The sequence below is a fragment of the Dyella telluris genome (assembly GCF_014297575.1).
Lineage (GTDB): Bacteria > Pseudomonadota > Gammaproteobacteria > Xanthomonadales > Rhodanobacteraceae > Dyella > Dyella telluris.
The window spans coordinates 3,129,346-3,150,566 of sequence record NZ_CP060412.1; the positions used below are offsets into that span (position 1 = coordinate 3,129,346).

Here is a 21,221-nt window from a genome sequence, read left to right on the forward strand (position 1 = left end):
CCGGCGTACCCGCCATGACACGCATCATCGGCATTGACCCGGGCAGTCTGCGCACCGGTGTCGGCATCATCGATGTCGACACCAGCGGCAAGCTGTCCCACGTTTTTCATGGCGCGCTGGCGGTGGCTGGCGAAGCCACCTTTCCGCTGCGCCTGAAACGCATATTTGACGAGCTGTGTGACATCATCGCCGCCCATCGGCCAGACGAGTGTGGCGTGGAGCGCGTGTTCATGGCGCGCAACGCGGACTCGGCATTGAAGCTGGGGCAGGCGAGGGGCGCCGCGATCTGCGCGGTGGTCAGCCAGGGGATCGCGGTGCACGAGTACGCAGCGACGGAAGTCAAACAGGCGGTGGTCGGCAGTGGCCGCGGCGACAAGACCCAGGTGCAGCACATGATTGGCGTCCTGCTCGGACTCAAGGGGCCCTTGCAGGCCGACGCAGCGGATGCGCTCGCCATCGCGGTGACGCACGCCCACACTCGGGCGAGCCTTGCGCGTGTCGGCATTCCCCGTACCGCCTGGAGGCGTCGATGATCGGTCGTTTGCGCGGCATCCTGGTGTCCAAGCAGCCGCCCTGGCTGATGGTGGAAGTGGGCGGCGTGGGCTACGAGCTCGAGGCCCCCATGTCCACCATCTACGACCTGCCGCCCACCGGCAAGGAAGTCACCCTGCTCACGCACTATGCGGTGAAGGAAGACAGCGTCGCGCTGTACGGCTTCATGCATGAGGCCGAGCGCGCGTTGTTCCGCAACCTGCAGAAAGTCAGCGGCATCGGCGCCAAGATCGCGCTGGCCGTGCTGTCGGGTGTTTCCACCAACGATTTCGCGCGCCTGGTACAGGCTGGCGACGTGGTGGCGCTGACCAAGATCCCGGGCATCGGCAAGAAGACGGCCGAGCGCATGGTGGTGGAGCTGCGCGATCGCGTCGACGGACTCGCCACTACGTTGCCCGGCGCGCATCCCGCGACGAACGGTGCGCCACTCGATCCGGCCGGCGAAGCCACCGTGGCGCTGCAGCAGCTCGGCTACAAGCCGGCGGAAGTCACCCGCCTGGTGCAGAAGGTCGCCGCCGAAGGCGACACCGCCGAAGCCATCATCCGCAAGGCGCTGCGCGCCGCATTAGGGAACTGACACGTGACCCCGGATTCCACTCACGGCATGACCGACGCTGATACCAAACGTCGCCTGGCCGCACTCGCGCTGGGCGCGATCGGCGTGGTGTACGGCGATATCGGTACCAGCCCGCTGTACACCCTGCAGACCACGCTCAGCCACGACGGCATGAAGCCGACGCCGGAAAGCATTTACGGCGTGCTCTCGCTGATCTTCTGGGCGCAGATTATCGTGGTCTCGCTCAAGTACGTCGTGTTCATCATGCGTGCGGACAACAAGGGCGAGGGCGGCATCATGGCGCTGCTCGCGCTGGCCCTGCGCAGCGTGCGCGGCGATGCGCGCCAGCGCTGGCTGCTCGCCATCATCGGCATCTTCGGCGCCGCGCTGTTCTACGGTGACGGCGTGATCACGCCGGCCATCTCGGTGTTGTCCGCGGTGGAAGGCGTCAAGGTCGCCGCGCCCAACCTGGGTCACTGGGTGGTGCCCATCACTGCCGTCATCCTGTTCTTCCTGTTTGCGCTGCAGCGCCATGGCACGGAGCGCGTGGGCAAGTTGTTCGGCCCGGTGATGGTGGTGTGGTTCATCGTGATCGCGCTGCTTGGCCTGCGCATGGTGGTCGGCAACCCGCATGTGCTGTGGGCGCTCAATCCCTATTACGGCGTGAGGTTCTTCTTCACCCATGGCATGCAGGCCTTCATTGCACTGGGTGGCGTGGTGCTGGCGCTCACTGGCGCGGAAGCGCTGTATGCGGACATGGGCCACTTCGGCAAGCGTCCCATCCGCCTTGCCTGGTTCAGCTTCGTGCTGCCGGCGCTGGTGCTCAACTACTTCGGCCAGGGCGCGCTGTTGCTGCAGCACCCGGAAGCCATCGACAGCCCGTTCTTCAAGCTGACCCCTGCGCCGCTGCTGTATCCGATGATCGGCCTGGCCACCATCGCCACCGTGATTGCATCGCAGGCCGTGATCTCCGGTGCCTTCTCGATGACCCGCGAGGCCATGTCGCTGGGCTACTCCATGCGCATGCCGGTGGTGCATACCTCGCGTGAGATGTCCGGCCAGATCTTCGTGCCGTGGGTGAACAACTTCCTGCTGATCATGGTGCTGGCGGCGGTGCTTGGCTTCCGCAGTTCGGACAACCTCAGTGCCGCTTACGGCATCGCGGTGACGGGCACCATGACCATCACCACCATCCTTGCCCTGATCGTGGCGCGTCGCCAGTGGCACTGGAATCGCCTGTCGGTGATCGCCGCCGGCGTGCTGCTGCTGACCATCGACCTGTCGTTCCTCGGCGCCAACCTGATCAAGATCGAATACGGCGGCTGGTTCCCGCTGGTGCTGGGCGTGGCGGTGTTCATCGTGATGACCACCTGGCGTCGCGGCCGCGAGCTGGTGGTGCGCGAGATCAAGCAGTCGGGCCTGGCGCTGGATCCGTTCATTGCCAATATCGCCGAGCATCCGCCGCTGCGGGTGCCGGGCACGGCGGTGTTCCTCACCGCCAACCAGAGTGCCGTTCCGCACGCGCTGCTGCATAACCTCAAGCACAACAAGGTGCTGCACGAGCGCAACGTGCTGCTCACGGTGGAAATGCTCGAAACGCCCACGGCCGATCCGGGCGAGCGCATCGAGATCACCGAGCTGGGCGGCGATTTTTACGGCCTCGCGCTGCGCTTCGGCTTCGCGGAAGACCCGAATATTCCGCGCACGCTGTCCAAGTGCTCCAAGATGGGCCTGCCGTTCGACATGATGGACACCACCTTCTTCCTGTCGCGCGAAACCATCATTGCCGATGCCAAGCGTCCGGGCATGGCCCTGTGGCGTGACAAGCTGTTCGCCTTCATGGCCCGCAACGCCCTGCCGGCCACGGCGTTCTTCCAGATTCCGGGCAATCGCCTGATCGAACTGGGTGCCCAGGTCGAAATCTGATCAAAAGGGCGTCGGAAGACGCCCTTTTTTGTGATGGGAACGTGGCGGAAGGGGCGATTTTTCAAGCCTGCGTCATCCGGCTCTGCCATAATTTCGCCCCATGACCGAACACCGCATCGTGACCGCCGCCGCCCAGATGGACGACGAGGCCCTGGAGGCCTCCATTCGTCCCAAGCGGCTGACCGAATACCTGGGCCAGCAGGCGGTGCGCGAACAGCTGTCGATCTATATCGAGGCGGCCAAGAAGCGTGGCGGCGCGTTGGATCACGTGCTGATCTTCGGGCCGCCCGGCCTCGGCAAGACCACCCTCAGCCACGTGATCGCCAACGAACTGGGCGTCAACGTGCGCTCCACCTCCGGCCCCGTGCTGGAGCGGGCAGGGGACCTGGCGGCGCTGCTGACCAACCTCGAGCCGCATGACGTGCTGTTCGTGGACGAAATCCACCGCCTTTCGCCCGTGGTGGAGGAAGTGCTCTACCCGGCGATGGAAGACTTCCAGATCGACATCATGATCGGCGAAGGCCCCGCGGCCCGTTCGATCAAGCTGGATCTGCCGCCCTTCACGCTGATCGGCGCGACCACGCGCGCAGGCCTGCTCACGGCGCCGCTGCGCGACCGTTTCGGCATCGTGCAGCGTTTGGAGTTCTATACGCCCGACGAGCTCACCGCCATCGTGCGTCGCTCGGCCCGCATCATGGGCATTCCCTGCGAGCCGGAGGGTGCGCAGGAAATCGCGCGCCGCTCGCGTGGCACGCCGCGTATCGCCAACCGCCTGCTGCGGCGCGTGCGCGATTACGCCGAGGTGCGTGCGGGAGGGGAGATCACCCGTGAGGCGGCCCGCGCCGCCACGGACATGCTCAAGGTGGATGCCGAGGGTTTCGACGAACTCGATCGCCGCCTGCTGTCCACCATCATCGAGAGCTTCGACGGCGGCCCGGTGGGCGTGGAGTCACTCGCTGCCGCGCTCAGCGAAGACCGCGGCACCCTCGAGGACGTGGTGGAGCCTTACCTGATCCAGCAGGGTTACCTGGTGCGCACCGCGCGCGGCCGCATGGCCAGCGCCAAGGCCTGGCGCCACCTGGGCCTGACCCCGCCGCCGCGGCAGCAGGTGGCCGCAGACCTTTTCACTGCCGGCAACGCCGATGTCTGACGCCAGGCAAGCCACCGCGGCCGACCCGTTCCACTGGCCGGTCCGCGTCTACTGGGAAGACACCGACGCGGGCGGGGTGGTGTACCACGCCAGCTACCTGCGTTTCATGGAGCGCGCCCGCAGCGAATGGCTGCGCGCCCTGGGCATCAACCAGTCCCTGGTCAAGGAAAACACCGGGTTGGCCTTCCTGGTCCGCGAGATGCAGATCGACTTCCTCCGCGCGGCCCTGCTGGATGATGAACTGTCGGTAAGCGTGGAAGTCAAAGAGCGGCGGGCAGCCAGTATCCTTTTCGCCCAGACGATCCGCCGGGCGGACGGCGCGGAGCTGATCCGTGCGACGGTGCGCGTGGCGTGCGTCGACGTTCGCCGCATGCGCCCGGTGCAGATTCCGGCCGACCTCATCCCCGGCCTTCCCCCTCAATAAAAGTACGTGCGCTGGAGAACCTTCAAGCAATGAACGGTGGACTCAATATTTTCAAGCTGATCGCGGAAGCGAGCATCCTCGTCCAGTTCGTCATGCTGGTGCTGCTGGTGCTCTCGTTCCTGTCCTGGGTCATCATCATCCGCAAGGTCGGGCAGTTGAAGGCCGCCATGGAAGAAGCCGAGAAGTTCGAGGAGCGCTTCTGGTCCGGCGCCGACCTCGCCCAGCTGTTCCGCGAAGTCAGCAACCGCGGCGCCAGCAACGGCGGCATGGAAAACGTGTTCGAGTCGGGCTTCCGCGAGTTCGTGCGCCAGCGCCAGCGCCGCGTGCATGACATGCGCATCGTCATCGAGGGTTCCGAGCGCGCCATGCGCGTGGCCGGCACCCGCGAAATCGGCCGCCTGGAGCGCAATCTCGAATTCCTCGCCAACGTGGGCTCGATCAGCCCGTACGTCGGCCTGTTCGGCACCGTCATCGGCATCATGGGCGCCTTCCAGGGCCTGGGCGAAATGAAGGACGTCACCATCGCCGTGGTGGCCCCGCACATTTCCGAGGCGCTGATCGCCACCGCCATGGGTCTGTTCGCTGCCATCCCGGCGGTGTGGGCGTACAACCGCTTCGCCAACAAGGTGGAGCGCGTCGCCTCCCGTTACGAGGTGTTCCAGGAAGAGTTCTCGTCGGTGCTGCAGCGTCAGATCCAGACTGACGAAGCGGCCTGAGCGGAGGAGCTTCAGCCATGCGTAGCTCCGCGCGCCACAAGCGCCTCAAGCTGAAATCCGAGATCAACGTCGTTCCCTACATCGACGTGATGCTGGTGCTGTTGATCATCTTCATGGTCACCGCACCCATGATCAACAAGAACGTCGACGTGAACCTGCCGCAGGCCAATGCCAAGTCGCTGCAGGACAAGAAGGACCCGGTGATCGTCGTGGTCGACCAGGACGGCAAGCTGTACCTGACCCTGGGTACGGACAAGCGCCAGCCGGTCGACGTCGCCACCATGCAGACCAAGGTCGGTGCCTTCGTGAAGGCCAACCCGGAGGTCAGCGTGCTGGTGGCTGGCGACCGTGACGGCAAATACGAGGGCGTGTACCAGGTGCTGGCCCAGTTGCAGCAGGCCGGCGTGGCCAAGGTCGGTCTGATGAGCGCGCCGGAGTCGGGCACCAAGAAATGAGGGCCGACTCCCCCAAGGGCACGTCCAAGGCGGTTGTCCTTTCCGCCATTCTCCATCTGGGCATCGTGGGCTTCCTGGCCCTCGCGGTGGTGCCGTGCTCGTTCTACGAGCAGGTGTTCGAAACACTGCACCTGCCGGCGGACTGGAACCCCATCACCTGTACCAAGCCGGTGGCCCTGCAGGGCGAGATCATCGAGGCCGAACTGGTAGGCATCACCGGCGCGCCGCCGCCGAAGCACACGCAGACCAAGCCGGTACCGAACACCGTTCCGCCGCCGCCCAGCATTCCACCGCCGCCCTCGGTGGAAACGCCCAAGATCAAGACCCTGCCGCCGCCGCCCGAGCATCCGGATACCAAGGATCAGGAGAAGGTGGTGGCCGAAGGCATCCAGAAGGCCGAGGACGCCAAGAAGGAACAGGAAGAGAAGCAGCGCCAGCGCGCCGCTGAGCTGGACGCCCAGGCGGCCAAGCACAAGCAGGAAGAGCAGAAGAAGATCGACGAGCTGTTTGCCAAGATGGACGCTGCCGACCAGCAGACCAAGAAGGCCGACAGCAAGGCCAAGCAGGCCAAGCAGCAGATGGAAGACCTGAAGAACGCCCAGGACAATGGCCTGGACAACGTGCCTTATGCCGCGCAGCGGCAGACTGGCGCGAATGGTCCGGATGCCGGCCTGCGCGCCCAATATCTTGCTGCGATTCAGAATACGCTCAAACAGAACTGGGTCGGCCCGGATAACATGCCGACCAATCAGCAATGCCTGCTGCATATCGTGCAGCTGCAGGGCGGCCAGGTGGTCAGCGCCAAGGTCGACTCGAGCTGTCCATTCGATGAGGCGGGCCGCAAGTCCGTCGAAGACGCGGCCATGAGGGCCAACCAGCTGCCTTACAAGGGATTTGAAAGTGTCTTTAGTCGTAACGTTGACATGTTCTTCAAGCCATAGGTGATGACCTGATGAAAAAGACTTCCCGGTATCTGGTCCTATTGCTTGGCATCCTTGGCCTGCTGTTCGCAGGCCTGGCCTCTGCACAGACCTCCACGCTCACCGGTACGGTGGAAGGCGTGACCAAGTCGGCCACGCCGATCGTGGTCGTGCCGTTCGCACAGGCCGGTGGTGCCCCGCTGCCCACCGACATCGCCGATGTCATGCGCAACGACTTCAACCGCTCCGGCAAATTCCGCTCGCTCGCCAAGAGCGAAATCGTGGAAACGCCGTCGAAGGGCGCCGACATCAACTTCGCCACGTGGCGCCTGCTCAAGCAGGACTACATCACCGTGGGTCGCATCAGCGATGCCGGTGGCGGCATGCTGCGTGTCGAATACGAGCTGTGGGACGCCAATCGCCAGCAGAACCTGCTTGCCCAGGCGTATACCGCCCCCGCGGGTGACCTGCGCGGCGTGGCCCACCAGATCGCCGACGCCATCTACGAGAAGATCACCGGCGTGCGTGGTGCCTTCTGGACCCGCATCGCGTACATCACCGCCGTGGGCCTGGGCAACAACACCACCTACTCGCTGATCGTGGCCGATTCGGACGGTTACAACCCGCAGGTCGTGGCCCGTTCGCGTGAGTCGCTGCTGTCGCCGTCGTGGTCGCCGGATGGCCGCAAGATCGCCTACGTCTCGTTCGAGAGCGGCAACTCGGCCATCTACGTGCAGGACATCACGACCGGTTCGCGTCAGCTGGTGTCGGCGCGCGCCAAGGGCATCAACGGCGCGCCGAACTTCTCGCCGGATGGCAGCAAGCTAGCGCTGGCCCTTTCCTATCAGGGCAACCCCGAGATCTACGTGATGGATATCGGCTCGCGCAGCGAGACCCGCCTCACCAACAACCTCGCCATCGACACCGAGCCGCGCTGGACCCCGGACGGCCAGAGCATCATCTTCACCTCCGACCGTGGCGGCAGGCCGCAGCTCTATCAGATGTCGGCCAGTGGCGGCGGGGCAGAGCGCATCACCTTCCAGGGCCAGTTCAACGCCAACGCCTCGATCAGCTACGACGGCAAGCAGATCGCGATGGTGCAGGGCAACGGGAACGTGTATCGTATTGCTATCATGGACCGCAGTCTGGGTGGGCAGGTGCGCTTCATCTCGCCGGGTCCGATCGACGAAACACCGAGTTTTGCGCCGAACGCGAGCATGCTGCTGTACGCCGCCTCCGAAGGAAGGCGCGGTGTGCTGTATGCCGTGTCCGCCGATGGTCTCGTCCGCCAGCGCCTGGTGCTGGCCGATGGTGACGTCCGCGAACCGGCTTGGGGTCCCTATCGTCAGCGATAAGCAGTTCATGCCGGGGCGCGTAAGCGTCACGGCCATGTGATCCGGGCGTGAAGGCGCAGGCAGTACACCGGATCTAACAGCTTGCCGGCCGCGGCAATCCGTCGCGGCTGGCGGGCCAGGCGGTTGCGAGACAGCGCGCCGCCGGCAGCAAAATGTCAAAATAACAGCCGGTACACCGGCGAAAACTGTCCCGAAACCGCAATCATTATTGACTGTCGGAACTCAAACCTGTTTGAAGGAACGTCCACCATGAATAAGACCGTTCGCGTCGCCCTGGTCGCCCTGCTCTGCGTTGGCGCGGCCGCATGCTCGAAGAAGCAGGAAGTCAAGCCGCAGCCGGCTCCGGAAGCGCCGATGACCACCCCGGCTCCGTCGACCGCTGGCAAGTACACCCCGGCTGACCTCGACACCGACGCCTGCCTGCGTCAGCGCGTTGTCTACTTCGATTTCGACAAGGAAGAAATCAAGCCGGAGTTCCAGCAGATCATGGCGTGCCACGCCAAGTACCTGCAGGACCGCCCGATGGCCCAGATCCGTCTGGAAGGCAATGCTGACGAGCGCGGCACCCGCGAGTACAACCTCGGCCTCGGCGAGCGTCGCGGCAACGCCGTGTCCAGCGCCCTGCAGTCGAACGGCGGCTCGGCCAGCCAGATCAACGTGATCTCGTACGGCAAGGAAAAGCCGGTGTGCCGTGAGCACAACGAAGACTGCTGGAGCAAGAACCGTCGCGTCGAGATCGTCTACACGGCGAAGTAATGAAGAAGCGACTGGCTATCAGCTTCACGGCCAGGATGGGCATGGCGGGCGCATTCGCGTCCGCCATGCTTTTTGGCATGTCGGCCCATGCCCAGGATTCCCGCCTCAGCCTCGCCGACCGTGTGTCGCGGCTTGAGCAGCAGGCGCAGAACCAGAATCAGGGCGGAACCACGCTGGTCAATCAGGTGCAGGCGCTGCAGTCGCAGGTAGCGCAGATGCAGGGCCAGATCGAGGAGCTGCAGCACCAGCTGCAGGAAGCCAACGACAAGAACAAGGTGCAGGCCACGGATTTCGATTCGCGCCTGAGTCACCTCGAAAGCGGCGCCGGTGCGGCGACCGCCAACCAGGGCAACACCCCGAACAATGCGCCGCCGACGGCCAACGCCGCGCCGACGACGCCGCCTGCTGCGCCCACGCCGCCGCCGGCAGCCGCGGGCAAGGCCGGCGCAGCGCCCGCAGCCGGCAAGGCTGGCGCGGCCGCCAACAACGCTACGGCGCAGGCGGCCTACGACGATGCCTTCAAGTCGCTGCGTGCCGGCGACTACGTGAAGTCCTCGCGTGATTTCCGCAACTTCATCCAGCAGTATCCGGACAGCTCCTTGCTGCCCAATGCGTTCTACTGGCTGGGTGAGTCCTACTACGCCACCAGCAACTATCAGGTGGCGATGGAAGCGTTCCAGCATCTGGTCAGCCAGTTCCCGCAGAGCGAGAAGGTGCCCGATGCGATGCTCAAGGTGGGCTACAGCCAGATCGAGCTGAAGCAGCTGGATGCAGGCAAGACCACACTGAAGAACGTGTCCGCCAAGTACCCCGGCACCAAGGCGGCCAGCCTTGCCCAGGAGCGCCTGCGCCGCCTGCAGGCCCAGTCGGCCAACTGAGGTTGTGGTCGTGACCGGTAGTAACCAGGACGTGGCACCCACCACGTCGACGCAGATGCCCGCCGAGCGCCTGCGCATCACCGAGATTTTCCATTCGATCCAGGGCGAGGCCGATGCCATCGGCTGGCGCACGGTGTTTGTCCGATTGACCGGATGCCCGCTGCGTTGCGTCTGGTGCGATACCGAGTATTCCTTCTACGGTGGCGACTGGCGTGCCATCGACGACATCGTGGCCGAGGTGGCCTCGCATGGCGCGAAGCATGTCTGCGTCACCGGTGGCGAGCCCCTGGCGCAGAAGCGCTGCCTGATCCTGCTGACGCGCCTGTGCGATGCCGGCCACGACGTGTCGCTGGAAACTTCCGGCGCGCTCGATGTGGCCCAGGTCGATCCCCGCGTGCGCAAGGTGATGGACCTGAAGGCCCCGGATTCCGGCGAGGCCAAGCGCAACCTGTGGTCGAACCTGGAGCACTTGCTGCCGCACGACCAGGTCAAGATCGTCATCGCCAGCCGCGCCGATTACGAATGGGCGCGCGACGTTGTTGCCGAACACCGGATCACAGAGCGCTGCATGGTGCTGTTCTCGCCCGTGCATGGCGCCATCGAGCCGCGAGAGCTGGCCGAGTGGATCATCGAGGACAAGCTGGACGTGCGTTTCCAACTGCAGCTGCACAAGCTGCTGTGGAACGACGCCGCCGGACACTGAACACCAGGAGTGAGTGACGAGGAGTGAGAAGTGAGAGCGCGACCACCAGGCTCTTCTCTGACGCCTCACTCCTCTTCACTCACTTCTCGCTTCACGCGTGCCAGCCTGTCTTGCTGGTGGCGCTTTTCGGCCGGATCACCGGCCTGAACCCCAGAGTGGAAGTCACCCCATGTCTCAAACCTCTCCCCGCAAGGCCGTCGTACTCGTCTCCGGCGGCATGGACTCGGCTGTCACCATCGCCATTGCCCGCGAACAGGGCTACCAGGTGCACGCGCTGAGCGTGGCCTACGGCCAGCGCCACAGTGCCGAGCTGGCCGCCTCCGAGCGGGTCTCGCGCCTGCTGGGCGCCGTCGAGCACAAGACCGTGCACGTGGACCTACGCACCATCGGTGGCTCGGCGCTCACCGCCGACATCGACGTGCCGGTCGACCAGGACGACGGGCAGGGCATTCCGGTGACCTACGTGCCGGCACGCAACACCATCATGCTGTCCATCGCGCTGGGCTGGGCCGAGGTGCTTGGCTCTACCGACATCTGGTGCGGCGTGAACGCGGTGGATTACTCGGGTTATCCCGACTGCCGCCCGGCCTTCATCGAGGCATTCGAGCAGCTGGCGAACGTGGCCACCAAGGCCGGCGTGGAAGGAGCGGGCATCCGCATTCATGCGCCACTGATGCGCATGAGCAAGGCAGACATCGCCCGTGAGGGCCAGCGCCTGGCGGTGGACTTCTCCGAGACCGTGAGCTGCTACCAGGCCGATGCCGAGGGGCGTGCCTGCGGCCATTGCGACGCCTGCCGCCTGCGCGCCCAGGGCTTCAGTGCCGCCGGCCTGCCGGACCCGACCCGCTACGTCTGAACGGGTTTGCTTGTGCCATCGGCCTTGAGCCCATAAAATGTCGGGCTTGCTTTTGAAGCTTGGGTCGTTAGCTCAGTCGGTAGAGCAGTAGACTTTTAATCTATTGGTCCCGAGTTCGAATCTCGGACGACCCACCAAAAAGCCAGAGACCCGCGGAAACGCGGGTCTTTTTTTGTGCCAAGAGCAGTGGTTCAAGGCGGGCAGGTTGAGCTGCGTTGGACCGTTTCAGCTGGCCTGGCGCCAGGCGGCGGCCGGCTTCTGCGGGCTGCTGGAGTGGCGCTCCATCACCGGCATGCGCGGCAGGTCGAACCAGAAGGTGCTGCCGCGGCCAGGTTCCGAGCGCAGCCCGATGCGCGTGCCGAGCAGTCGCGCCAGGCGTTCGGCAATGGCCAGGCCCAGGCCGTAGCCGCCGCGCCGGTCGCTTTCGCCGCTCTGCAACTGCACGAATTCCTCGAAGATGCGCTGCTGGTGGATCACGGCGATGCCGGGGCCGTTGTCGCGCACTTCAATGCGGATGGCCTGGCCGCGGCGACGTGCAGCGATGAGTACGCGTCCTTCTGGCGCATTGGCAATCGCATTGCTCGCCAGCTGGTAAAGCAGGCTGGCGGCCACGTCGGCATCGCCGTGCAGCTGGTGCTGGCTGCCGTGCCAGGTCAGTGCAACATGATGTCGCGCCGCCTCGTGGTTGAGCGAGGTGCGATCGCGCATGAACAGCTCGGCGGCGGAGAAGCCGATGGGCTTCACCGCGATCACGCCGGCATCCAGCCGGGAAATTTCCAGCAGCGCATCCAGCAGGCGCGTCATCGATCCGATGCTGTGGCGCATCTGCAGGAACAACGATTGCTGCTCCTGGCTGGCGTTCTGGTCGAGACCGGCGGCGAACAGCTCCAGCGCCTGCAATGGTTGCCTGAAGTGATGGCTCACCAGTGCGATGAACTGCGACTTGCTGCGCGTGGCGGCCTGGCTCTGGCGCAGGCGATCCAGCGCTTCCACCGCGTTGTCGCGCTGCATGGCGCTCCAGTCACGGCGTTGCTCTTCCTGCACTTCGCACAAGCGTTGCAGGGATTTGCGCAGTTCGACGAACTCGGCACTGGCGGGCGTGTCATCGAGCTGCGGGTGACGCGCATTGACCAGCTCGTGCACGGCGTAGCGTACCTGCGACAACGGCTCGAGCACGCGGTGCCGGATGGAGACGCGGGCGAGCCAGGCCAGCAGCAGGATACCGGTGGCACACAGGGCGCCCAGCAGCCAGACCATGGCCTGCGCCTGGCGCAACGGCTTGGTGTCCACCTGCATGCTGAGCCACGCGCTGGTACCCGCCTGCGGGCGGACTTCACTGCGATAGGTGCTGCTGCCGATAGTCGACGTGGCGCCGCTGCTCCAGAAGCTGCCGTCGGCACCATGCCATTCCACGCGCAGCACCTTGTCGCTGCTGCCTTCCTGCAGGGAGCGATCCAGGGCGGCCTGCGGCGAGGTATTGCCGGGAACCACCAATTCACCCGCCAGTCGCGCCAGGCGCAGGTTGGCTGCTGCGTCCACGCGTTCAGCCAGGCTGTGGGTCTGCTGTACGCACAGGGCGAGGATCAATGCCAGGGCGGCGATGGTGCTGGGCAAAACCACATCGATGAACAGGCGGGGCAGCAGGTGCGTGCGCGACTCCATGCGTCATGCCTCCCGGGCGCGGCCGTGCGCCGCCGACTGGCAGGGTAGTCGTCGTTGGTGCCTTGGGTGCTGGTGGACGCGGTGGGACGACATGGCGAGAATCCAGGCGCAGGGTACGAAACGGCCCAGGGCTGCACCGCGCTGCGGATGCACCCTGGTTAGCACTCTAAAAGAATCGACCCGGCCCCTTCGATACCCAGTTCGATCTAGCGCGAGGCGCCATAGTGCTAACGGTCTATGGGGGATCCGGCCATGGGGATGGGCGCCGCACGATGTTGCGATGCAGAACCCGTCGCATGACGCGGGACCGGTTTGGCGCTACCTTGCCAGCCGCACGCCCACCCCGGGCGGATTGGAGAACCCCATGTCCTCACGTTGTCGCTGGTTGATCGCTGTTTCCCTGCTGGGCCTGGCCAGTGCGGCCCTGGCGCAGGACATTCCCGCCAACATGCCCAAGCGCAAGCCGGGCCTGTGGGAAATGCAGGCCACGGGCATGGGCGGCCAGCCGCAGAGCACCAAGTTCTGCCTCGATGCCGACACCGACACCGCGATGTACAAGATGGGCTCGCACATGAATGGTCAGGCCTGCAGCAAGCTGAAGATCGACGTGCAGGGCGCCAACAAGGTGGTGACGGACGCCGTCTGCAAGATCAACACGCCCAACGGCGCCGTGAACATGACCAGTCACAGCGAAACCACCTATCAGGGCGACACCGCTTACTCGACCCAGGGTCACATCACGTATGACCCGGCCATCATGGGCCATGCCGAGATGAGCATTGTCAGCAGCGGCCGCTGGGTGGGGCAGTGTGCGGCGGGCCAGAAGCCGGGCGACATGATCATGCCCAACGGCCAGACCATGAACATCAAGGACATGCAGGGCCACTGACAGCCCTGGGTCTCAGGGGGCGCTGGGTGCCATCAGCTGACGCACCAGCGCCTCATGTTCGGCGTCGATCTTTTTCAGTCGCGCCTGCATGGCGGCGTCGCTCACCCATTGCGCGCTGTAGGCGCGTCGTCGGTCCAGGGTGAATTCGATGTCGGCGAAGGGCACCAGCGCTTCGTTGCCGGCGGGTGCGAAGCCGCTGATGTCGTGGATCAGGTGCAGCTTGGCCAGTTCGGCCGGGGCGTTCTTGCCCTTCGCGTACGAGGTCAGTGCCGCGGCTACGCGCTGGCGCAGATCCGCCGGCAGGTCCGTACGGATCACCACGACGGCATGGGGAATCAGGCTGGACGTCCATAGCACGCGCAAACGCGCGTACTGGTCGGGAAAGCGCACCGCGAAACGTTCCATGTCGGCGGTGTTGTTGGTGGCGATGTCCACCTCGCCGTTGGCCACGGCCAGTGCATTGTTCTGGTGGTTGTCGACGCTGACGCTGGAAAAGAAGGTGTCCGAATCCAGCCGGCGGTTGGCGAACACCTGGGTCTCGGGCACCAGATAGCCGGACACCGATAGCACCTCGCCGCGCGCATAGCGCAGCTTGCCCGGCTCCTTGAACAGATCGTCCAGATGCCGCAGCGGCGAGTCTTTCGCCACGATCAGCAACGAGTAGTAGCCACGTGAGCCGTTGGTGCGGGTGAGCTGTGCAATCACCTGCATGCGGTCGTGGACCACTGCGTCCAGCGCGAGTCGGCCGGATACGAAGGCGAAATCGACGCGCTCCTCGGCCATCGCCTGGCCCAGCCCTTCATACGTGCTTACCGACAGGCTCCGGATGGGCAGGTGCAGCGTATGGCCCAGGTCATCCAGCATCGGCCGCCAGGCCGCCAGCGACTCGGACGGCCCGCCAATAGGCAGGATGCCGAAGGTCAGCGCGTTGATGTGCCCGCTGTCCTGCGCCGTTTCTGCCCGAGCCACGAAGGGGCAGAGCCCGATTACCAGCAGCACCGTGATCAGCGCGCCGGCAAACCCTCCCGGGTTGATCGTGCTGCGATGGCTTGCAATTCCCTTTTTCGGCACGGCGTGATCCCCGAACAGATCAGAGCATCCCGGCGAAACACAGCGACTGGCGAGGTGCCTGCCAGCTGAAGCTTACGGCCCTCAGAGGCCGCTGATACGTCGCGACGCCACCACGGCCTCGACCCGGTTGCGTACGTTGAGCGCGCGGAAAATGGCCGCCAGGTGAATCTTTACCGTGCCCTCGCTGATGCCCAGGTCGCGGGCGATCAGCTTGTTGGGCTTGCCTTGCGAGAGCAGTCGCAGCACATCGATCTGGCGCTCGGTGAGCAGCTTGCGCAGGCGTTCTTCCAGTGTATCGGCCGCATTGGCGGGCGCTGGCGCGGCGGCGGGCGCCGCCGTGGTGCTGGCGCCATCCGTGCGTTCCTGCAGCAGCAGCGGCGGTACGTAGATGCCGCCGGACAACACCAGGCGTACGGCCGACAGCATGACATCGGGCGAATAGGCCTTGGGGATGAAGCCCTGCACGCCCATCGACAGCAGGTTCTTCATGAGTGCGGCGTCTTCCGAGCCGGACAGCACCATCACCGGAACCTGCGGCAGGTGCGCGATGACTTCGGCCAGATGCTCGTGGCCGTGCACGCCCGGCATGGCCAGGTCGATCAGCGCCAGGGACAACGACGACGACTCGGGCGCCTGGATCGCCTCGCGAAGTTCCGCCATGTCCATGGCAGTTACAAAATCCGTATTGGGCCCAAGCTCGGTGAGCTTGAGCTTGACACCTTCGACGATGAGTCGATGGTCGTCCGCGATCAATATGCGCATGTCGTTCCCCATGGCGGCATGCGGCTATCCAATTGCCGCGCGTCCGCTTGCGAAACATAGCCCCAGCAGGTGTGCGCGGCAACCTTGGGGCGCGTACGAACGGCATAGCCTCAACGAGGTATGGCCGCACCGGCGAGTGCCCGCGAAAATTTCCCTACAGCAACAGGGGCGTCGCTCAGGTGCCTCGCTTCGACGGAAGCGACGGCGACACGGGTAGGGCAAACCTTCGGCAAGGCCCACACCGCTCAATGAACCCCGTACCTGCATGAAAGCCACACGTTGCTCCTTTTGCCGGCCAGATCACCAGGCATGCGCTGTCCTCGTGCGTGGCCGCATCGGTCATGGGGCCCCTTACGCGCGCGTGATGATGGCGTCGACGGCTGGGCCTGTACGCCCTGACGGCGGCCGCCAGGCTTTCGTTTTTCCGCACCCGGTCTCATCCCGGGCATGCGATGGTCGGCGCGAGGGTGCGTATCGTCGTAGACTGCGGAGCGCGTTCCCTGCAGGTACCGCTGGTTCCGGCAAGGGCAATGGAGCGTCATGCAACGGGCTCTGACGGCTATCGACCCCATGCGGCTGCTGGAATGTTTTGCACCTTTGTTCGCCTATGGCCTGCTCGTCGATGAGCAGGCGGCAAGCAAGAATCTCCCTGACGCCGAATGGCCGTCCGTCCACGCTCGCGCGCTCGCGCTGGTAGAGCAGGGACGCGGCGCCGCGTTCGCGCGCGGCAAGCCGTTGGCGGAGGTGGAGTTGGCCGCCTTCGCAGCCGCTGCCTGGCTGGATGAAGTGGCCACGCGGCGTGGCGGCTGGGGCGGCCAGACCGGCTCGCTGCAGCAGACGCTATTCCGCACCGGCAGTGCGGCCACGGAGTTCTTCGACCAGCTCGGTCGACTGGGCAGCGGCGAGGACGAAGTCCGCGAAGTGTTCAGCATGGCGCTGCTGCTGGGCTTCTCCGGCCAGTACTACTACGAGCAAGGCGAGGGCGGCGAACTGGGGCGCATCAAGGCGCTCTACTGCCCGGCCAGTGCCAGCGCCGCCTCGACGCTGCAGCTGCTGCAGCGGGAATCGGTGACGCCCCAGCCGTACATGACGCCTGGCTCGCCGGTGCTGCGGTTGCCCGGAACCTGGGTGGGGCGCCGGCTGGCACAGCTGGTCGCCGCACTGGTGGTGGTGCTGGTTTTTGTCGCCTTCGTGGCGCCCGTCTTCAGCCGAAGCATTTCCGAGCGTGCCTGGTTCGTCGGCGGCCTCGTCGTCGCCGTGCTGGGCGTGGTCGGCTGGATGGGCATGCTGGCCTGGCAGTCGCTGGTGATGGTGCGCGCGCATACGCGCGTGGCCGACAGTACTGCGGCCGGTTACGGCATGGGCAGCTTCATGGCGGCTGTGAAAGACGCCGGGCGACGCGTGCGCGGCGCCATCCTTCACCCGTTCCGCCGTCGCGGCGAATGGCGACAGCTCGCCCGTCATCCCTGGCTGCTGTTCGTGGGCGACAGTGCGGCCGACGTCCGCTCACTGCTGCAGGCCGCCGCGGCCTCGCCGCATGCGCGTGAATTGTCGCGCGCCAGCGATGCAAGCCCGTGGCACTGGTGGGTGTATCGCTCGCTAGTGGCCATCGAGCCGGGGCCGCGCCTGTCGCACCCACACGCCACCATCGGCGATGGCGACGCGCCCTGGACGAAGGCCTTGTCCCTGCTGGCGCGGGAGCGCCGCAAGCTGCCGCTGGACGGCCTGGTGATCTGCATTGCGGCGCAGAGCCTGCGCGAACCGGAAAGCGCCGTTGCCACCCATGCCGATCGCCTGTACCGACTGGCGGACGAAGCTACCCGTCGCCTGCAGCTGCAGTTGCCGGTGTACGTGGTGGTGACCGGCCTTGAAGCGCTGCCGGGACACCCGGCGTTCCGTTCCGCGCTGCCTGTTTCCTTGTTCCGCCGCGTGGTGGGCTGGCGGCATGCGGATCCGGTGCGCGATGCCGTGGTCGATGGACGTATGGACGTCCAGGCCGAAACGGTCAGCGGGCGCCTGATTTCCACGGCGCTCGCCGTGTTGGCCGCCGAGCGCGATGCGCACCGGCGTCGCGAAGCGTTTGCCTTCCTGCAGTCGTTGCAGGGTTGGCAGCGCGGTCTGCGTACGTTCGTGGGGCGGCTCCAGGCCAACGAAGCCCATGGTGAGCACCGGCTGCACTGGCGGGGCTTGTACGTCACGGGTGGCTCGCGCGGCGAGGCGCCGAACGGGGATTTCGTGGACGATCTGTTCAGCCGCTTCCTGCCCGCGGACCGGATGCTGGCGCGTCGCGTGGCTCCGCGCGACTAGCGCTCAGGCTTCGGCGCGCGAGGCGTTCCATGCCGCCATCAAGGCTTCCCGCAATTGCTCCGGCGACACCGGCTTGTAGAGCACCGGTATGCGTGCCGCCATGATTTCACGCAGTCGGTCGCTGCGCGTTTCGCCGGTGATGAGCAGGCGCGAGAACGGCGGGTGGCCGTCGATCTGGTAATGCGCGTCCAGGGCGGCCAGCACGTCCAGGCCGCTTTCGCCGTCGCGCAGGCGCAGATCGGAAATCACGATGTCCGGCGGAAGGTTCCATGCCTCGGTGGCTTGCAGCGCCTGCACGCGGTCTTCCGCGACAGCCACTTCGCAGCCCCAGCTGGTCAACAGGTAGCGGATGCCCGAAAGGATGGCCGGTTCGTCGTCGATCACGAGCACGCGCATGCCGGAGACGTCGAGCGAGGACTCCGGGCCATGGTGTGCCGGCAGTTGCTGCGGCGGTATTTCCGGCAGGTGGAAACTGAAGACGCTGCCGTGTCCCGGCTTGGATTTCAGCAGCACACGCGTGTCGAGCAGTTCGGCCAGGCGCTGCACGGTGGCCAGGCCAAGACCCAGGCCTCGACGGCGACCGACATCGTGTTCGTTACTATGACATTCCACGCGATAGAACTCGTCGAACACGCGCACCTGGTGCTCCGCCGCGATGCCGCTGCCGGTATCCCATACATCCACGCGCACGGTGCCGTCACCCCTTCGGCGCGCCACCACCAATACGCCGCCGTGACTGGTATAGCGCAGGGCATTGCTCACCAGGTTGTTGAGGATGCGCGACAGCATCGTGCGGTCGCTGCGCACCCACAGGTTGGTGGCCCGCATGATCAGGCGCAGGCCATGCTGCTCGGCGATCATGCGGAAGTTGCGGCTGACTTCCTGGAACACGTGGTCGAGCGGGAACTCGGCGATCTCGATCTGCATGGCGCCGGTTTCCAGGCGCGACAGGTCGAGCAGTTCGCTGAACAGGTGATCCAGCGCCTCGACGCACTCCTGGATGTGCGCGATACGGTCCAGCCGGACCGGGTCGCGTTCGTCCTCCGCCAGGGCCGACGAAAACAGCGTGAGGGCGTAGAGCGGCTGGCGCAGGTCGTGCGATGCGGCAGCCAGGAAGCGAGCCTTGGCGACGCTGGCGGCCTCGAGCGCGGCGTTCTTGCGGGCCAGTTCCACGGTGGCGTGTTCGATCTCGCGTTCCATGCCGCGCTGCACGTCGAACAAGGCCATGGCGGCGCTGTTGAAGCCGCGCTGCAGTTCGCCGATCTCGGTCTGGTCGGTGACTTCCACCTCGACGTGGCGATCGCCGCGACCGAGCTGGTGCACCGCGTTCACCAAGCGGCGTAACGGCGCGCTGATCCAGCGGGCCGCCTGCCACGCGATGATGGCGGCAAGGACAAGGCTGAGCGCCAGCGCGACCAGCGCGTGGCGCAGGCTGGCCTGCTGCATCGCGATGGCATCGCGCAGGCTCACGTCGACCACCACCGAACCCAGCACCGGCTGGCCCGGGCGTTCGGTGTCCACCACGTCACGCACCACGGTCAGGCTTTCGCTGTGGTCACTGCCGCTGCGACCCAGGCTGTCCGCCAGGATTTCGCCGTCGGCGGCGCGGATCTGTACGCGGGCCACGTGGGGCAGGTCACCGATGGATTCGGCGATGCGCACCAGTTCGCGACGCTGCATGTCGCGCAACGGCACCGCGGTGACCGAGGCGGCCTGGGTGGCAATGGCTTCGGCGGTGTTCTGCGCCATGCCACGAAGCGTCATCAGCTGCTGGGGCGCGAGCATGGCGACCAGCAGGGTGGCGGTCACCAGGGTAGGAATCAGGGTCACCAACGCGAGCCGCTGCATCAGCGACGTACGACGCCACCATTGCACCGTTCGGGAATTGGCCCCTGTACCCATTGGATCCCCTTGCACGCGGCTAGCGTCAGGCGAGGCCAGCCTAGCGCGATTTACCAGGTGTGGCAGCAGGCCGACTGGAGTAGCCGCGTTGGCTGAGGTGACCCGGGGTTTCAATCCTGGCCAGGGCCCGGCTGGCGCCGGCGGACAAACCGCTCGACCAGCAGGGGCAGCAGGGCGAGCACGGCGATGGCGGCCAGCGGCATCCACACGCCGCGCTGCATCAGCAGCTCCGGGCCGAAGTGGCCGTTGCTCTGGGCGAGGGCATCGCCAAGACCGGCGCCAATGGATGTCTCGAAAATCAGCGAGACGGTGCCGCCCAGCCAGCTGGCACCCAGGAACAGCCACATGGGGCAGCGCAGCCACGCCAGCGCCACGGTGATCAGGCCGAACGGAGCCACCGGCACGAAGCGCAGGAACAGGGTGTAGGCCACCGGGTGGCGCTCAAAGCCGTGATGGAGCTTGTCCACCAGCGCCGGTGGATGCTTGCTGCCGGCGCCAAAGGCGTAGCGGCTGGCCAGAAACAGGATCAGCGTGCCCAGGGTCAGCCCGATGGATGAATAGATGGTGCCCTCCAGCGCGCCGAAGGCGAAGCCGCCGGCCATGATGATGATCACCGTGCCCGGGATGCCGGTGGACATCGCCAGGGTCAGCAGGCCGATGAAGGTGATCCGGCTAAGCCAGGGGGCGGCGGCGATATCGGCGCGCATCTGCGCCTGGTGCTGCACCAGCTGTTCCGGGTGCAGCCGGTCCATCAGGCCCGAGCTGAACAACGCGATGCCGGCGATGACCAGCAGGATCAGCGGCAACGCGGCGCGCAGGCGGCTCAATAGTGCTGTCCGCTCTGGCCGTACGCTGCCAGCACGCTGCGCGCCTGCTCGCGCAGGATGTCGCGGCGCACCGCGATGCCGCGGCGCTCGAGTTCGCCGATCCAGTCGGCCGGCAGCGGGCCTTCATCGAACTCGGTAAGTTCTTCCACGTCTTCGGCACGCGCGCCGATCAGCAGTTCGTCCACGCCGGCCCACACGGTGGCGCCATAGCACTGGCAGCACGGCTGCGCGCTGGTGGCGAGCGTGTAGCGGGTGCCGTCGGCATTGAGGCGGAACGCGGCCAGGCGCTGCTGCGCAGCCATGTAGGCCATCATTTCGGCGTGCGCGACGGAACAGGTCTGCGGCACCACACGATTGACGCCTACCGACACCACGCGGCCATGTTCGTCGAACACGGCCGCGCCGAACGGGCCGCCATGGCTGCGCTCGACGTTCAGGCGTGAAAGTTCGATGGCGAGGGCCACGCGTTCCTCGTCGGTGGTGTATCGCTTGTTGGTGTCGACCACGTCGCCGATCCACGGCGGCAGGGTCAGGTGAATCTGTTGCGGCAGCAT

At 65.8% G+C, this 21,221-nt stretch carries 21 protein-coding genes and 1 tRNA gene; 16 read left to right on the plus strand and 6 right to left on the minus strand.

All coding sequences use genetic code 11. The features are described from left to right. Positions 1-14 precede the first annotated feature (14 nt). The 14 genes from ruvC to H8F01_RS13795 all read left to right on the plus strand — a co-directional run bounded on the left by ruvC (position 15) and on the right by H8F01_RS13795 (position 11,384). Positions 15-533 (plus strand): crossover junction endodeoxyribonuclease RuvC, encoded by a 519-nt coding sequence (gene ruvC, locus H8F01_RS13730; RefSeq protein WP_187055660.1) that lies wholly within the window; start codon positions 15-17, stop codon positions 531-533. Continuing rightward, positions 530-1,129, plus strand: coding sequence for a Holliday junction branch migration protein RuvA (ruvA, locus tag H8F01_RS13735; RefSeq protein ID WP_187055661.1), 600 nt, complete (start codon positions 530-532; stop codon positions 1,127-1,129). Before ruvC ends, ruvA begins: the two co-directional genes overlap by 4 nt. A gap of 27 nt (positions 1,130-1,156) precedes the next feature. Further along, positions 1,157-3,034, plus strand: coding sequence for a potassium transporter Kup (locus tag H8F01_RS13740; RefSeq protein WP_187059292.1), 1,878 nt, complete (start codon positions 1,157-1,159; stop codon positions 3,032-3,034). A 100-nt stretch (positions 3,035-3,134) separates the two neighbouring features. Continuing rightward, entirely contained in the window at positions 3,135-4,184 is a 1,050-nt protein-coding gene (ruvB, locus tag H8F01_RS13745) for a Holliday junction branch migration DNA helicase RuvB (RefSeq protein WP_187055662.1), read from the plus strand. Further along, on the plus strand, positions 4,177-4,608 hold the full coding sequence (gene ybgC / locus H8F01_RS13750) for a tol-pal system-associated acyl-CoA thioesterase (protein ID WP_187055663.1): 432 nt from the start codon (positions 4,177-4,179) through the stop codon (positions 4,606-4,608). The genes ruvB and ybgC overlap by 8 nt, the downstream gene beginning before the upstream one ends. 29 nt (positions 4,609-4,637) lie before the next feature. After that, positions 4,638-5,324, plus strand: coding sequence for a protein TolQ (gene tolQ, locus H8F01_RS13755; protein WP_187055664.1), 687 nt, complete (start codon positions 4,638-4,640; stop codon positions 5,322-5,324). Positions 5,325-5,341: 17 nt separating this feature from the next. Next, positions 5,342-5,779, plus strand: coding sequence for a protein TolR (tolR, locus tag H8F01_RS13760; protein ID WP_187055665.1), 438 nt, complete (start codon positions 5,342-5,344; stop codon positions 5,777-5,779). Further along, the gene (locus tag H8F01_RS13765) at positions 5,776-6,720 is read left to right on the plus strand and encodes a cell envelope integrity TolA family protein (RefSeq protein ID WP_187055666.1); all 945 of its coding nucleotides are present in this window, start codon (positions 5,776-5,778) and stop codon (positions 6,718-6,720) included. Before tolR ends, H8F01_RS13765 begins: the two co-directional genes overlap by 4 nt. Positions 6,721-6,731: 11 nt before the next feature. Then, entirely contained in the window at positions 6,732-8,054 is a 1,323-nt protein-coding gene (gene tolB / locus H8F01_RS13770; RefSeq protein WP_187055667.1) for a Tol-Pal system beta propeller repeat protein TolB, read from the plus strand. Positions 8,055-8,303: 249 nt separating this feature from the next. Further along, the gene (gene pal, locus H8F01_RS13775; protein WP_187055668.1) at positions 8,304-8,810 is read left to right on the plus strand and encodes a peptidoglycan-associated lipoprotein Pal; all 507 of its coding nucleotides are present in this window, start codon (positions 8,304-8,306) and stop codon (positions 8,808-8,810) included. Continuing rightward, positions 8,810-9,688 carry a tol-pal system protein YbgF gene (ybgF, locus tag H8F01_RS13780; protein WP_187055669.1) on the plus strand — a complete coding sequence of 293 codons (879 nt, stop codon included), beginning with the start codon at positions 8,810-8,812 and terminating at the stop codon, positions 9,686-9,688. Before pal ends, ybgF begins: the two co-directional genes overlap by 1 nt. Before the next feature lie 55 nt (positions 9,689-9,743). Further along, entirely contained in the window at positions 9,744-10,391 is a 648-nt protein-coding gene (gene queE / locus H8F01_RS13785; protein ID WP_187059293.1) for a 7-carboxy-7-deazaguanine synthase QueE, read from the plus strand. Positions 10,392-10,560: 169 nt separating this feature from the next. Continuing rightward, the gene (gene queC / locus H8F01_RS13790; RefSeq protein ID WP_187055670.1) at positions 10,561-11,247 is read left to right on the plus strand and encodes a 7-cyano-7-deazaguanine synthase QueC; all 687 of its coding nucleotides are present in this window, start codon (positions 10,561-10,563) and stop codon (positions 11,245-11,247) included. A gap of 61 nt (positions 11,248-11,308) precedes the next feature. Beyond that, positions 11,309-11,384, plus strand: a tRNA-Lys gene (locus H8F01_RS13795). A gap of 88 nt (positions 11,385-11,472) precedes the next feature. On the opposite strand, the gene H8F01_RS13800 is transcribed toward H8F01_RS13795, so the two are convergent. Continuing rightward, positions 11,473-12,909: a sensor histidine kinase gene (locus H8F01_RS13800; RefSeq protein ID WP_187055671.1), complete on the minus strand. Its 1,437-nt coding sequence runs from the start codon at positions 12,907-12,909 to the stop codon at positions 11,473-11,475. Positions 12,910-13,273: 364 nt separating this feature from the next. Between H8F01_RS13800 and H8F01_RS13805 the strand changes: the two genes are divergently transcribed. Next, positions 13,274-13,798 (plus strand): DUF3617 domain-containing protein, encoded by a 525-nt coding sequence (locus H8F01_RS13805; protein ID WP_187055672.1) that lies wholly within the window; start codon positions 13,274-13,276, stop codon positions 13,796-13,798. Positions 13,799-13,810: 12 nt separating this feature from the next. On the opposite strand, the gene phnD is transcribed toward H8F01_RS13805, so the two are convergent. Both phnD and H8F01_RS13815 read right to left on the minus strand, forming a co-directional pair. After that, positions 13,811-14,869: a phosphate/phosphite/phosphonate ABC transporter substrate-binding protein gene (gene phnD / locus H8F01_RS13810; RefSeq protein ID WP_238480983.1), complete on the minus strand. Its 1,059-nt coding sequence runs from the start codon at positions 14,867-14,869 to the stop codon at positions 13,811-13,813. Positions 14,870-14,950: 81 nt separating this feature from the next. Further along, entirely contained in the window at positions 14,951-15,631 is a 681-nt protein-coding gene (locus tag H8F01_RS13815) for a LuxR C-terminal-related transcriptional regulator (RefSeq protein ID WP_187055673.1), read from the minus strand. Between the two features lie 540 nt (positions 15,632-16,171). Here H8F01_RS13815 and H8F01_RS13820 point away from each other — a divergent pair. Further along, entirely contained in the window at positions 16,172-17,938 is a 1,767-nt protein-coding gene (locus tag H8F01_RS13820; RefSeq protein WP_187055674.1) for a type VI secretion protein IcmF/TssM N-terminal domain-containing protein, read from the plus strand. Positions 17,939-17,941: 3 nt separating this feature from the next. Here H8F01_RS13820 and H8F01_RS13825 read toward each other — a convergent pair whose 3' ends face one another. The 3 genes from H8F01_RS13825 to H8F01_RS13835 form a co-directional block, all read right to left on the minus strand. Continuing rightward, complete coding sequence (locus H8F01_RS13825) at positions 17,942-19,768, minus strand: ATP-binding response regulator (RefSeq protein WP_238480984.1); 1,827 nt, start codon at positions 19,766-19,768, stop codon at positions 17,942-17,944. A 182-nt stretch (positions 19,769-19,950) separates the two neighbouring features. Then, entirely contained in the window at positions 19,951-20,667 is a 717-nt protein-coding gene (locus H8F01_RS13830; RefSeq protein ID WP_187055675.1) for a TVP38/TMEM64 family protein, read from the minus strand. After that, positions 20,664-21,221, minus strand: a complete 558-nt coding sequence (locus tag H8F01_RS13835; protein ID WP_187055676.1) for a deaminase — start codon at positions 21,219-21,221, stop codon at positions 20,664-20,666. Before H8F01_RS13835 ends, H8F01_RS13830 begins: the two co-directional genes overlap by 4 nt.